Below are 12540 nucleotides of genomic sequence, written 5' to 3'. Positions count from 1 at the left end.
CAAAAGCCCAATTTAATAAATAGTCGCTGTATTTTTTGCTTTTTAGAGCAATGCTCGGCAAACTATGGCGAAATTTTCAGGAGGCGTGTATGCAGTTAAATTACAAGCAACAAGGGCAAGGCCCTAATGTTATTTTGATCCACGGACTCTTTGGATCATTAGAAAACCTAAATGTAATAGCAAAACCATTAAGTGAACACTTTAATGTTATTAACGTTGATTTACGCAACCACGGGCTTTCTCCTCATAGTGATGAAATGAACTACCCTGCAATGGCTCAAGATATTGTCGAGTTATTAGCACATTTAAACATAGATAAAGCTCATTTAGTTGGGCATTCTATGGGTGGGAAAGTCGCAATGGAATTAGCACTAACACACCCTGAGCTGGTAAATAAATTGGTTGTACTTGATATCGCACCTGTTAGTTACCCTGCTCGCCACACAAAAATATTACAAGCATTAAAAGCAGTTTCAACGCAGTCAATAGATGATAGAAAGCAAGCTGATGCAATTATGCAGCCTTATATTGAAGAGCTAGGGGTTCGACAGTTTTTACTTAAAAGCCTCGCTAAAAATGAAGAAGGTCATTTTGCATGGCGATTTAACCTAAATGTGCTTGACGAAAAATATTCGACAATTACGTCCAATGTTAATGAAAACAATTCTTGTTTATGCGATACTCTTTTCATTAAAGGTAATGATTCTGACTATATATTGCCCGAGCATCGTACTGCAATTACAGCACGCTTTAAAAACACCAAGGCTAAAATTATTCATGGCGCAGGTCATTGGCTTCATGCTCAAAAGCCTCTTGCTGTTAATAAAGCGATAAATGACTTTTTAACTGCGGTTTAAAGCAATTTTAATCGCGTGTTTTTAATTCAGCGCACTAAATATATGAATATTTATATGCTATAGTACGCGCCGTTTAATTTAAAGGTTATACGTTGATGGTCAGTCAGTTAATTAACGAATTTGATACCCTAGGGTTGTATTTTGGCTTAGCCGGTATTTTCATATTCATCGGCATGGCAATTAAAGACGTACTAAAAAGTGGCAATGTGCCAAAGTTCGGACAATACATTGTTTGGGGCGTGCTCTTTTTAGGTTGTTCAGGCTTTATTGCTAAAGGGCTTATTCAAGTATTTTGGCAAGGCGCAGGTGTAGGTTAAGCATGGCGAAGTCAGAAACAGATAGAACTACACTCGATTTATTTGAATACGAAAAACGCCCAGGCAGACCTAAAACCAATCCCCTTTCTCGGGATATGCAGTTAAAGGTAAATAAACGTAATCAAATAAAAAGAGATAAAGCACGTGGTTTAAAGCGTGTTGAATTTAAAGTTTCATCGCAGTTATATCAAGCATTGAGTGATATGGCAGATGCACAAAATATTAGCCGCAGTGCGCTGATTGAAACGATTTTACAAGAAAGATTGGCTATTGATACATAAAAGGTTTTAAATCCATGGCAAGTGTAGGCATTTTTTTCGGAAGTGACACAGGTAACACAGAACACGTAGCAAAAATGATCCAAAAAGAATTGGGTAAAAAGCTAGTGGCTGTTCATGATATTGCAAAAAGCTCTAAAGAAGAGATTGCTGAATTTGATTTAATCTTATTCGGTATCCCTACTTGGTACTACGGTGAAGCTCAATGTGACTGGGATGACTTTTTCCCAGAACTTGAGGAAGTAGACTTTGAAGGTAAACTTGTTGCTATTTTTGGTTGTGGTGACCAAGAAGATTACGCTGAGTACTTTTTAGATGCAATGGGCATGATCAACGATATTGTTACTGAACGTGGCGCTATTGTTGTGGGCCATTGGCCAAGTGAAAGCTATGACTTTGAAGCATCTAAAGGAATGGCTGATGATAAGCACTTTGTAGGTTTGGGTATCGACGAAGACCGTCAACCAGAGCTTACAGAACAACGTGTTAAAGCATGGTCTGCTCAAGTATATGAAGAAATGTGTTTAAGTGAATTAGCTGACTAATTTACTGCATATATCGCTAGCTGTTTAAATAATTATCAAACAGTTAGCGTTTTAAGCTTTAGTGGCAATATATATCAATTGTTCTTTGCACTTAACGCTTAGGCACGTTATCCTGTTTGTTGCTAATGTGTCGTGTACATCTTTGCAAGATGTCTAGTATAACCAAATAAAATTGAGACAGATTTAATGACTGATCATAACTTGGAACTTAAAAAAGCCGGTTTAAAAGTAACTTTACCGCGTATTAAAATATTAGAGATTTTACAATCTCCAGATAACCAACACATCAGTGCTGAAGATGTTTACAAAATTCTTTTGGATCTAGGTGAAGAAATTGGTCTTGCAACTGTATACCGCGTACTTAACCAATTTGATGATGCGGGTATTGTAAGCCGTCATCACTTTGAAGGCGGAAAATCAGTATTTGAACTTTCTGGAAGCACTCACCACGATCATTTAGTATGTTTGAAATGTGGCAAAGTGGTAGAGTTTGAAGATGACATGATTGAGCGTCGTCAACTAGAAATTGCTGAAGAAAATGGTATTACTCTTACAAACCATTCTTTGTATTTATACGGTGAGTGTAATGATAAAGCAGCGTGTAAAGAATTTAGCGACGCTAACAGCTAATATCGCTTTTAAAAGCAATAAAAAAACCTGCTAAGTGCAGGTTTTTTTTGTGCCTAAAAGACGATAATATTGAATATACCCAGTAAATCCTGGGTATATTTTAAGTATTATACCAATCCGCAATAATACTTAATCATTTCGCGGGGCTAAACGTGTCGCTACCTGCGTTAAAAAATGCTCATTTAGAACAACTAAATAGCGAATTTTTTGCCTAGCTATCAACACGTTTTTCCAGCCTCAAAATAGATCACTTAATTAAGCGAATTGGTATTACTTATTGAGTTTTAGACCATGAATCGCGAAGACCCACTGTTTGATTAAATACAACGTTCTCTGATTTAGAATCACGAGAGAAATAACCTGTACGCTCAAACTGAAAGCCCTGCTCTGCTTGTGAATTAGCAAGCGATGGTTCTAATTTAGCATTAGGTAAAACAACCAGTGACTCCGGGTTTAGCGTAGTTTCAAATTCCTCTGCAGCTGCTGGATTTGGTACGCTAAACAAGCGGTCGTATAAACGAACTTCTGCACTAATAGACTCTGGTGCTGAAACCCAATGAATAACACCTTTTACTTTACGACCATCACTTGGGTTTTTACCAAGTGTTTCGCTGTCGTAAGTACAAAAGATAGTTGTGATTTCGCCATTTTCGTCTTTTTCAACACGCTGCGCTTTAATAACATAAGCACCACGTAAGCGTACTTCTTTATCAAGTACTAAACGTTTGAATTTGTTATTCGCTTCTTCTTTAAAGTCTTCTCGTTCAATATAGATTTCACGAGTAAATGGAACATCACGACGCCCCATTTCTTCTTTATTTGGGTGATTAGCCACTGATAAAGTTTCAACTTTATCTGCATCGTAGTTTTCAATAACGATTTTAACAGGATCGAGTACAGCCATTGCACGTGGTGCATTTTCGTTTAAGTCTTCACGGATACAGGCTTCAAGCATGCCCATTTCAACCATATTCTCTTGTTTTGTTACACCAATACGCAAACAAAATTCACGGATTGAACCTGGTGTATAACCACGACGACGTAAACCTGCAATAGTAGGCATACGAGGGTCATCCCACCCTTCTACATAGTTATTTACTACTAAATCATTTAGCTTACGCTTTGACATAATAGTGTATTCAAGATTTAAGCGCGAAAACTCAATTTGCTGTGGGTGACACTCTAAACTAATGTTATCAAGTACCCAATCGTATAAACGACGGTTATCTTGAAACTCTAATGTACATAATGAATGTGTAATACCTTCAAGCGCATCAGAAATACAGTGAGTGAAGTCATACATTGGGTAAATGCACCACTTGTCAGCTGTTTGATGATGATGAGCAAAACGTACACGGTAAATAATTGGATCGCGAAGCACCATAAATGAGCTTGCCATATCAATTTTAGCACGCAGTACACATTCACCTTCTTTGAATTCGCTAGCGCGCATTTTTTCAAATAACGCTAGGTTTTCTTCAACTGAAGTATCTCTATAAGGACTGTTTTTACCTGGCTCTTTTAATGTACCACGGTACTGTCGTGCTTCGTCTGCAGTTAAAAAACAAACGTACGCTAAGCCTTTTTCAATAAGCTCTACTGCATAACCATATAAAGTATCAAAATAGTTAGAAGAATACTTTATGTCGCCATCCCAATTAAAGCCTAACCACTGTACATCCTCTTTAATAGAGTTAACGTAGTTAATGTCTTCTTTTTCAGGGTTTGTATCGTCAAAACGTAGGTTACATAAACCGTTGTAGTCTTTTGCGATACCAAAATTCAAACAAATTGATTTGGCATGGCCAATATGTAAAAAACCATTTGGCTCAGGTGGAAAACGTGTATGCGTTGTCGCATGTTTGCCACTTGCTAAGTCTTCATCAATTCGGGTTCTAATAAAGTTACTTGGGCGATTCTCAATTTCCGCCATAGGAGTGTGATCCTCTAAATATTACGTAATAACAAAACTAATGCATTATTACAAAAACATACACTAACATACAGCAATAGATTAAGGTTTATTTTAGATATTGATTAACTTTAATCCACTTGTTCAATTGTTTATGAATAAAATTTGTTTTAACGCAACATTTAGGTCATCAAAGCCAATTATAGTAGCTAAATAACCTACTTTATAAGGATTCTAAGATGGCGACACTTAATCAACACCGTGTATATATTCCAACTAATGCACGCGCTAACCACTATTTATTGGCTGAAATAATACCCAACGAAGCATTTTATAATAGCTTTAGCACTATAAACTGTTGCTACGAGCGTATTGCGCGTCAATTATTTGCATGTTGTGATGAGTATGAACTGCATAATGTACATTTATTAGCAAACGATAAACTACCGGTTATACGCTTTCATGATGAGTCATATCAACTAGAAACCGACAAGCAGATGTTGTTTTTTTATAACCCTCGTTATCACGAGGCACATAAAATTTATTACTCACCAGATATAAAAAGTAAGAAAATACGTTTCTTGTTTTTAGCCACGGGTGAAGACTTACGTGCAAACTCAGCTTTGTTTCACAATAGAGTGCAAAAAGTATTAAACTTACTCCAAGAACAGTTATTTATAAATCAGCCCCAATTTAAACTTCGCGATCACCAACATCTAACTTACGATTTATTTGCTAAAGATAAGGGAAATAAAGAGAGTTATGGATATAAACTCAGAAGCCTCTACCCTCGTTATCAATCAAGGCAATGTAATATTCCTAGTGACTATGCTGAAATGACTTACGCAACATTTACCATTGCGCTTTCTCGGGCCATCAAAACACAGTTTCAAACAATGGTGAACAATAACGATGTGGAAAAGTTTTATGATTACTTTGCAGATAGTTTTAAACGCGCATGTGAACAAAACAAACTAACACACGGTGCAATGGTAGCTAATGGCGCAATACCCATTGTCCGAAACAGTAAAATAGATAAAAATGAAGGTAATACAGAGTTACAAAAGTTGAGTTTTGATGTTGAATCAAATGAAAATCAAATTAAGTATTTTTATGAAACAACAAGATTAGTAGAAACACTACATTTTGTTATTGTCGCAACGCAGCAGGATAAACATGAAATTGGTTATGGCCGCTTTATGAACCAAGTAGAGAAAACAATTCATGCACTATGTAACGAGCTGGCCATAAATAAGCAACGACAAGATTTGTCTGTACGCTTTTTTCAGCATATTAGTTATCCGTTCTAAATTTACCTCAATAACAAAAAGGCCCGCATAAGCGGGCCTTTTCAGAGGAAACAAGCAATTACCAGCCTGTTTTCTCTTTAAGTGCTTTACCGATTTCAGCAAGTGAACGTACAGTTTTTACGCCCGCAGCTTCTAATGCAGCAAATTTCTCATCAGCAGTACCTTTACCGCCTGCGATGATTGCGCCAGCGTGACCCATACGCTTACCTTCTGGTGCAGTAACACCAGCAATGTAAGATACTACAGGTTTAGTTACGTTAGCTTTGATGTACTCTGCAGCTTCTTCTTCTGCAGTACCACCAATTTCACCAATCATTACGATTGCTTCAGTTTGTGGATCTTTTTCGAACATTTCTAGAACGTCGATAAAGTTAGTACCTGGGATTGGATCACCACCAATACCAACACACGTAGACTGACCAAAACCAGCATCAGTAGTTTGCTTAACCGCTTCGTACGTTAAAGTACCAGAGCGAGAAACAATACCTACTTTACCAGGTTTGTGGATGTGACCAGGCATGATACCAATCTTAGTCTCACCAGGAGTAATAACACCTGGACAGTTAGGACCGATCATACGAGTACCTGTTTGATCTAGTTTAACTTTAACGTCAACCATATCAAGCGTAGGGATACCTTCAGTGATACAAACAATCAGCTCGATGCCAGCATCGATAGCTTCTAAGATTGCATCTTTACAGAAAGGAGCTGGTACGTAGATAACTGAAGCAGTTGCGCCAGTTTCTTGAACAGCATCACGAACTGTGTTGAATACAGGAAGACCAAGGTGCGTTTGACCGCCTTTACCTGGGCTTACACCACCAACCATTTGTGTACCGTACTCAAGCGCTTGCTCTGAGTGGAAAGTACCTTGGCCACCAGTGAAACCTTGACAGATAACTTTTGTATCTTTATTGATTAATACAGACATTATTTGCCCTCCGCAGCAGCAACAACTTTCTCAGCAGCGTCTGTTAGTGATTCAGCAGCAATGATATCTAGACCTGAGTTCTTAAGAACTTCACGACCTAATTCAGCATTAGTACCTTCTAAACGTACAACTACAGGTACATTTACGCCAACTTCTTTAACTGCGCCAATGATACCTTCAGCAATCATGTCACAACGTACGATACCGCCAAAGATGTTTACTAAAACAGCTTTAACATTATCGTCAGAAAGGATGATTTTGAATGCTTCAGAAACACGTTCTTTAGTCGCGCCGCCGCCAACATCTAGGAAGTTAGCCGGTTTGCCGCCGTGTAGGTTTACGATGTCCATAGTACCCATTGCTAGGCCTGCACCGTTAACCATACAACCAACATTGCCATCTAGAGCAACGTAGTTAAGCTCGAAGCTTGCTGCGTGTGCTTCACGTGCATCTTCTTGAGATGGATCGTGGAACTCACGGATTTTAGGTTGACGGTAAAGTGCATTACCATCAATACCGATTTTTCCGTCAAGACAGTGAAGGTTACCTTCGTCTGTAATTACTAACGGGTTGATCTCAAGTAGTGCGAAATCAAAATCAGTAAACATGTTACCAAGACCCATAAAGATCTTAACAAACTGCTTCATTTGTACTGGGTTAAGACCCAATTTAAAGCCTAGTTCACGTGCTTGGTAAGCTTGAGGACCCACTAATGGATCAATTTCAGCTTTGTGGATAAGCTCTGGTGTTTCTTCTGCAACAGTTTCAATTTCAACGCCGCCTTCAGTAGACGCCATGAAAACTACTTTGCGAGATGCACGGTCAACTACTGCACCTAGGTACAATTCGTTAGCAATGTCAGTACAGCTTTCAACTAAAATTTTAGCTACTGGCTGACCTTTCTCGTCTGTTTGGTAAGTAACTAGGTTTTTACCCAACCAGTTAGCTGCAAACGCTTTTACTTCGTCGATAGTTTTTACTAGCTTTACACCGCCAGCTTTACCACGTCCACCTGCGTGAACCTGAGTTTTAACAACCCACATATCACCGCCGATTTTTTCAGCAGCTGCTGCAGCTTCTTCAGGTGTATCGCAAGCGAAACCCTGAGAAACTGGTAAACCATATTCGGCAAAAAGTTGTTTTGCCTGATACTCATGCAAATTCATGATGCTTTATCCAATTTTTTATACTAAAAGAGCTGAATATTTTTTCAAATAAACAACTATCCCAAATTGCGCACCTAGTATAGATCCCAAGGCTTAACATGAAAACCCCAGTAAGACCAAAGGCGCAAAAAAAAAGCTGTGAATGTTCATTCACAGCTTACATTTCATACAACTAGATTAAACATCTAGCAATAAGCGAGTTGGATCTTCAAGTAACTCTTTAATAGTCACTAAGAAACCAACTGATTCTTTACCATCAATGATACGGTGGTCATAAGAAAGAGCTAAATACATCATAGGAAGTATTTCTACTTTACCATTTACAGCCATCGGACGGTCTTGGATTTTATGCATACCCAAAATTGAAGACTGTGGCAAGTTAATGATAGGTGTAGATAGTAATGAACCAAATACGCCGCCATTAGTAATAGTGAAATTACCACCGGTCATATCTGCAAGCGTTAGCTTACCATCACGACCTTTAAGTGCTAATTCACGAATACCCTTTTCGATTTCAGCAACAGATAGTTTGTCACAATCTTTAAGTACTGGAGTAACTAGACCACGTGGAGTAGATACTGCAATGCTGATATCAAAATAGTTATGGTAAACAATATCGTCACCATCAATTGATGCATTAACATCTGGGAAGCGTTTAAGTGCTTCAGTTACCGCTTTCACGTAGAAAGACATGAAACCTAAACGAATGCCATGACGCTTTTCAAATACTTCCTGGTACTGCTTACGAAGGCTCATGATTGGTTCCATGTTCACTTCGTTGAATGTTGTTAACATTGCAGTTGAATTTTTAGCTTCAAGAAGACGTGTAGCAATCGTTTTACGCAGGCGAGTCATAGGAACACGTTTTTGAGTACGATCGCCCATCGGTGCTGCAGGAGCAGAAGCTTCTGCTTTTTTAGCCGCTGGCGCTGGTGCTTTTAAGAACGTATCAACGTCTTCTTTAGTTACACGGCCATTTTTACCCGTGCCGTTAATTTTAGAAGCGTCTAAGCCTTTCTCAGCAATTAAACGACGAACTGATGGTGTTAACACATCTGAACTTTCGCTAGAATCTGCTGCTGGCGTTTCGTCTGCTTTTGCAGCTGGAGCCGCTGGTGCACCGCCTGCTTTAACCGAACCAATTACTTGCTCGCCTAGTACAGTATCGCCTTCGTTGTGAATGATATCACCCATGATGCCATCTTCTTGAGCTACTACTTCAAGAACAACTTTATCTGTTTCAATATCTACCAAGTTTTGGTCGCGTGTTACTGCGTCACCTGGTTGTACATGCCATGTAGCAATTGTTGCGTCTGCAACTGATTCTGGAAGTACAGGTACTTTAATGTCCACTTCTTTACCTTCTGATGCTGGTGCTGATTGCGCCGCTGGCGCGTCTTCTGATTTAGCTGGTGCTGATTCTTCTTTAGATGAACCTTCACTTGCTGGCGCTGCATCAGCATCACCAAGTAAACCCATAACTTGATCGCCAAGTACGGTTGCACCTTCTTCTTGTGATATTTCTGTAATTACACCGTCATGCTGTGCAACAACTTCTAAAACCACTTTATCTGTTTCAATGTCTACTAAGTTTTGATCGCGAGTTACTTTGTCGCCAACACTTACATGCCATGTAGCAACGGTAGCATCTGCAACCGACTCAGGAAGAACAGGAACTTTAATTTCTGTGCTCATTGCTTATCCTTTATTTTCTATAGTAAGCGCGTCGGCAACGAGCGCTTGTTGTTCTTTAGTATGTACTGACATGTAACCACACGCTGGTGATGCAGACGCTTTACGTCCTGCATATTTTAATTTAGCACCTTGTGGGATTGCATCAATAAAGTGATGTTGTGAACAGTACCATGCACCTTGGTTTTGTGGTTCTTCTTGACACCATACAAAATCAGTTACGTGTTGGTAACGCTCCATAATTGTTTGCATTTCGTCATGTGGGAACGGATATAACTGCTCAACACGAACAATAGCAATATTATCTTGCTCTAGCTTACGACGTTCTTGTAATAGTTCGTAATAAACTTTACCACTACAAAATACAACGCGTTCAACTTTCTCAGGGTTAATATCATCAACTTCGTCGATCATATTATGGAAAACACCATGCGATAGCTCTTCAAGCGATGAAGTTGCAAGAGGATGACGAAGCAACGACTTAGGCGTCATAACAATCAACGGACGACGTAGTGGTCGAACTGATTGACGACGAAGCATAGCGTAAACTTGTGCAGGAGTAGATGGAACACATACTTGCATGTTGTGATCAGCACATAGTTGTAGGAAACGCTCTAAGCGAGCTGAACTATGCTCTGGACCTTGTCCTTCATAGCCATGTGGTAACAAAATTGTAAGACCACATAAACGGCCCCATTTTTGCTCACCAGAACTTAGGAACTGGTCAAATACAACCTGTGCACCGTTGGCGAAATCACCAAACTGTGCTTCCCAAAGCACTAATGAAGTAGGCTCTGCAGTTGCATAACCGTATTCAAAAGCAACAACAGCTTCTTCAGATAAAACAGAGTCAAATACTTCAAAAGTACCTTGATCTTCGCTTAAGTGCTGTAGAGGTGTATAAGTAGCGCCGTCTGATTGACTGTGAACAACAGCATGACGATGAAAGAATGTTCCACGCCCTGAATCCTGACCAGTTAAACGAATGTCAGTGCCTTCAGTTGCAATTGTTGCATAAGCAAGTGTTTCTGCCATACCCCAATCTAGAGGTTTCTCACCAGAAGCCATTAATTTACGATCATCGTAAATCTTTTTAACGCGTGACTGTGCTTTATATTGCTCTGGGTAAGAAGCGATTTTCTCACCGAGTGCTTTGAGCTCTTCAACAGGTACGCTAGCATCGTAATCAACATCCCACTCATGGCCAACATACTTTGCCCAATCTGAAGAATGCGATGTCTCTGGTTGTATTTCTGAAACAACACAGTTGCCTTCGTCTAATGCATTACGGTACTCATCAGCAAGTGCTTTTATTTCTTGTTCAGAAAAAGAGCCTTCAGCTATAAGTTGATCTGCGTATATTAAACGTGGAACTGGGTGCTTTTTAATTTTTTGGTACATAACAGGCTGAGTGGCATTAGGCTCATCAGCTTCATTGTGACCATGGCGACGGTAACATACTAAATCGATTACTACGTCACGTTTAAACTGGTTTCTGAAATCAAGTGCAATTTGAGTAACAAATGCAACTGCTTCAGGGTCATCAGAGTTAACATGGAAGATAGGTGACTGAACCATTTTAGCAATGTCAGTACAGTAATCTGTAGAGCGTACATCGTCTTGTTTAGATGTAGTAAAACCAACTTGGTTATTTACAACAATACGAATACTACCACCACAACTAAACGCGTTAGTTTGTGATAAGTTAAACGTTTCTTGTACAACACCTTGGCCTGTAACCGCAGAATCACCATGAATTGTAATTGGTAAAGCTTTAATACCAGAACTGTCACCTAAGCGGTCAAGACGAGCACGTACTGAGCCCATAACAACTGGGTTTACAATTTCAAGATGAGACGGGTTAAACGCAAGCGCCATATGAACATTGCCACCTTTAGTAGCAAAGTCAGATGAATAACCCATGTGGTATTTAACATCGCCAGAACTTAATGTTTCTTTATGTTTACCAGCAAACTCATCAAATAACTCTGATGGATTTTTACCAAGTACATTTACAAGAACATTTAAACGACCACGGTGAGCCATACCAATAACAGCTTCTTGTTGGCCGCTTTCACCAGCGCGGTGAATAAGCTCTTTTAACATTGGAACTAACGCATCGCCACCTTCAAGTGAGAAACGCTTAGCACCTGGGAACTTAGCCCCTAAATATTTTTCAAGTCCGTCAGCAGCAGTTAATCCTTTTAGGATACGCAGCTTTTCGTCTTTTTCGAATTTTGGCCTAGACTGGACAGATTCTAAACGCTGTTGTAACCAACGCTTTTCCTCTGTTGATGTGATGTGCATATACTCAGCGCCAATTGAACCACAATATGTAGTTTTTAGTGCTTGGTATAGTTCACCTAAAGGCATAGTATCGCGGCCTACGGCAAACGATCCTACGTTAAACTCGCGGTCAAAATCACTTGAAGATAAGTCGTGGTACTCTAGCTCTAAATCTCGTACACGCTCTCGTTGCCAAATACCTAATGGATCTAGGTTTGCATTTTGGTGTCCACGAAAACGGAAAGCATTAATAAGTTGTAGAACTTTAACCTGTTTAAGGTCACCGCCACTACCCTCTGCTACCACTACTTCTCTATGCTTGTTTTTTGCAAGCTGTGCAAACTGCGTTCGAACTTCTGAATGTTTTACTTCAACATCCACACCATCAACTTTAGGTAATTGTTCGAACACTTCTCGCCATTCATCTGGCACAGAAGTCGCATCGTCTAAATACGCTTCATAAAGCTCTTCTACATAAGCAACGTTGCCGCCGTTTAAATGTGAAGATTCTAGCCATGCCTTCATCACACCTTCGTGCATTTATAAGCCCTTTTCTTTAGCGCAGAAATTAATAGTTATCATAACAAGATGGCTAATAATCTGTATTAGCCATCTT

The 12540-nt window shown here is 39.4% G+C and carries 11 protein-coding genes; 6 read left to right on the top strand and 5 right to left on the bottom strand.

Annotated features, from left to right (window positions below; all coding sequences use genetic code 11):
• The first annotated feature begins 89 nt into the window (after positions 1-89).
• From H5090_RS10565 to fur, 5 genes are all read left to right on the top strand, one after another.
• A complete protein-coding gene (locus H5090_RS10565) occupies positions 90-857 on the top strand; it encodes an alpha/beta fold hydrolase (RefSeq protein WP_002962931.1) in 768 nt (255 codons plus the stop codon).
• Positions 858-952: 95 nt separating this feature from the next.
• Entirely contained in the window at positions 953-1174 is a 222-nt protein-coding gene (locus H5090_RS10560) for a DUF2788 domain-containing protein (RefSeq protein WP_002962930.1), read from the top strand.
• A gap of 2 nt (positions 1175-1176) precedes the next feature.
• Positions 1177-1455 (top strand): LexA regulated protein, encoded by a 279-nt coding sequence (gene ybfE, locus H5090_RS10555; protein ID WP_002962928.1) that lies wholly within the window; start codon positions 1177-1179, stop codon positions 1453-1455.
• Positions 1456-1469: 14 nt separating this feature from the next.
• Positions 1470-1997, top strand: a complete 528-nt coding sequence (gene fldA / locus H5090_RS10550; protein WP_007586856.1) for a flavodoxin FldA — start codon at positions 1470-1472, stop codon at positions 1995-1997.
• A 186-nt stretch (positions 1998-2183) separates the two neighbouring features.
• Entirely contained in the window at positions 2184-2627 is a 444-nt protein-coding gene (fur, locus tag H5090_RS10545) for a ferric iron uptake transcriptional regulator (protein WP_002962922.1), read from the top strand.
• A gap of 274 nt (positions 2628-2901) precedes the next feature.
• Here the strand turns inward: fur and glnS are convergent, their stop codons facing one another.
• Entirely contained in the window at positions 2902-4560 is a 1659-nt protein-coding gene (gene glnS, locus H5090_RS10540) for a glutamine--tRNA ligase (RefSeq protein ID WP_182695661.1), read from the bottom strand.
• A gap of 218 nt (positions 4561-4778) precedes the next feature.
• Here glnS and H5090_RS10535 point away from each other — a divergent pair, with 218 nt between their 5' ends.
• Entirely contained in the window at positions 4779-5849 is a 1071-nt protein-coding gene (locus H5090_RS10535) for a DUF3083 family protein (protein ID WP_182695660.1), read from the top strand.
• 58 nt (positions 5850-5907) lie between these two features.
• Here H5090_RS10535 and sucD read toward each other — a convergent pair whose 3' ends face one another.
• From sucD to sucA, 4 genes are all read right to left on the bottom strand, one after another.
• Complete coding sequence (gene sucD / locus H5090_RS10530; protein WP_002961811.1) at positions 5908-6780, bottom strand: succinate--CoA ligase subunit alpha; 873 nt, start codon at positions 6778-6780, stop codon at positions 5908-5910.
• The gene (gene sucC, locus H5090_RS10525; RefSeq protein WP_002961809.1) at positions 6780-7946 is read right to left on the bottom strand and encodes an ADP-forming succinate--CoA ligase subunit beta; all 1167 of its coding nucleotides are present in this window, start codon (positions 7944-7946) and stop codon (positions 6780-6782) included. Before sucC ends, sucD begins: the two co-directional genes overlap by 1 nt.
• Before the next feature lie 177 nt (positions 7947-8123).
• On the bottom strand, positions 8124-9641 hold the full coding sequence (odhB, locus tag H5090_RS10520) for a 2-oxoglutarate dehydrogenase complex dihydrolipoyllysine-residue succinyltransferase (RefSeq protein WP_039487977.1): 1518 nt from the start codon (positions 9639-9641) through the stop codon (positions 8124-8126).
• Between the two features lie 3 nt (positions 9642-9644).
• Entirely contained in the window at positions 9645-12464 is a 2820-nt protein-coding gene (gene sucA / locus H5090_RS10515; RefSeq protein ID WP_033021680.1) for a 2-oxoglutarate dehydrogenase E1 component, read from the bottom strand.
• Between the last annotated feature and the right edge of the window lie 76 nt (positions 12465-12540).

Source organism: Pseudoalteromonas sp. SR43-5, assembly GCF_014163835.1.
Taxonomy (GTDB): domain Bacteria; phylum Pseudomonadota; class Gammaproteobacteria; order Enterobacterales; family Alteromonadaceae; genus Pseudoalteromonas; species Pseudoalteromonas distincta.
The sequence above is the reverse complement of the archived record's forward strand: the minus strand, read 5'-3'. Positions and strand labels throughout refer to the sequence as shown.

Excerpts from the sequence above, each read along its gene's own strand:
- H5090_RS10565 (WP_002962931.1), top strand. The coding sequence starts at position 90 with ATGCAGTTAAATTACAAGCAACAAGGGCAAGGCCCTAATGTTATTTTG.
- H5090_RS10560 (WP_002962930.1), top strand. The coding sequence starts at position 953 with ATGGTCAGTCAGTTAATTAACGAATTTGATACCCTAGGGTTGTATTTT.
- ybfE (WP_002962928.1), top strand. The coding sequence starts at position 1,177 with ATGGCGAAGTCAGAAACAGATAGAACTACACTCGATTTATTTGAATAC.
- fldA (WP_007586856.1), top strand. The coding sequence starts at position 1,470 with ATGGCAAGTGTAGGCATTTTTTTCGGAAGTGACACAGGTAACACAGAA.
- fur (WP_002962922.1), top strand. The coding sequence starts at position 2,184 with ATGACTGATCATAACTTGGAACTTAAAAAAGCCGGTTTAAAAGTAACT.
- glnS (WP_182695661.1), bottom strand. The coding sequence starts at position 4,560 with ATGGCGGAAATTGAGAATCGCCCAAGTAACTTTATTAGAACCCGAATT.
- H5090_RS10535 (WP_182695660.1), top strand. The coding sequence starts at position 4,779 with ATGGCGACACTTAATCAACACCGTGTATATATTCCAACTAATGCACGC.
- sucD (WP_002961811.1), bottom strand. The coding sequence starts at position 6,780 with ATGTCTGTATTAATCAATAAAGATACAAAAGTTATCTGTCAAGGTTTC.
- sucC (WP_002961809.1), bottom strand. The coding sequence starts at position 7,946 with ATGAATTTGCATGAGTATCAGGCAAAACAACTTTTTGCCGAATATGGT.
- odhB (WP_039487977.1), bottom strand. The coding sequence starts at position 9,641 with ATGAGCACAGAAATTAAAGTTCCTGTTCTTCCTGAGTCGGTTGCAGAT.
- sucA (WP_033021680.1), bottom strand. The coding sequence starts at position 12,464 with ATGCACGAAGGTGTGATGAAGGCATGGCTAGAATCTTCACATTTAAAC.